The organism is Wolbachia endosymbiont of Glossina morsitans morsitans, assembly GCF_000689175.1.
GTDB lineage: Bacteria > Pseudomonadota > Alphaproteobacteria > Rickettsiales > Anaplasmataceae > Wolbachia > Wolbachia pipientis.
Genome location: NZ_AWUH01000044.1, coordinates 1 through 1,064, shown reverse-complemented (window position 1 = coordinate 1,064; position 1,064 = coordinate 1). Strand labels below are relative to the sequence as shown.

Genomic DNA, 1,064 nt, shown 5'->3' with positions numbered 1-1,064 from the left:
TACCGCTTTAATAAAGGGTAAGTAGCTATCATACACATTGAGATTATTCCCAGTTTGAGCGGTATTCTTTTAGCCTCAACTTCTCTATCGTATCAGGTTCTTTTTCTCCTTGTTTTGTTTACTATAGGTGCATTTTTAATGAGACCAGCAGGGTGCATAATCAATGATATCTTCGATAGAAAAATAGATGCGCACGTTGAACGAACAAAATATAGGCCACTTGCAAGTGGTGCATTAAACATAAAGCAGGCTTTAGCTTTACTTTCACTGCTACTGTCTATTGCCCTGGTAATCTTATTATTAACTAATAAAACTACACTTATACTTGGAATAATCTCAATGTGTATGATAGCTACTTACCCTTTATTAAAGCGGTATGTTTGGTGGCCACAATTGTTCTTAGGGTTTACCTTCAATATAGGATCGCTCATGGGCTCAGCAGCAATAACAAACCAGATCAGTATAGAATCCCTGCTGTTTTATATACGATGCGTCTTTTGGACACTTAGCTATGACACCATATACGCCAATCAAGATAAAAAAGATGATGAAAGACTCGGGATGAAATCTACCGCATTATATTTTGGTGATACAACAAAATCTTGGTTGAAAAGATTTTATTTAATATCTCTTATGGCATGGCTATATGCTGGTATCTTATCATCATTAAATAACATTTTTTATATTGCTCTACATGCTGTAGGGTTCATATTTCACCGCCAATACAAAAATTTCAATCCTGACGATCCCTTGCTCTTTTTCGGCATTCTTTTAGATAGAATTATCACCTAGGTCACAAGAGTTTCGGCTCTAATGAAATCAATAGACTCAGGTAGCCCGCAGAAACAAAAAAACTTGCTTGACAAACTCCGCCAGCCGTCTTATCATGATAGTGAAGCTATTTATTTATCTTCTCTGTACAGATTAAATGACAAAAAAACTCACGTATCTGGCGTCTTATGTTTAATTTTTTGCACTATGTGCACCTTATGTTTTTATAAAATTTCTAGGTTTTTACCTAATATAAGCTAAAATGCGCTTATAAAGCATTTAGAACATAAAAA

The 1,064-nt window shown here is 34.9% G+C and carries 1 pseudogene; it reads left to right on the top strand.

Annotation, left to right across the window (positions count from 1 at the left end):
- Window positions 1-42: 42 nt before the first annotated feature.
- Window positions 43-792 (top strand): annotated as a pseudogene (locus WGMM_RS01175) (UbiA family prenyltransferase); the annotation flags it as partial.
- Window positions 793-1,064: the final 272 nt, after the last annotated feature.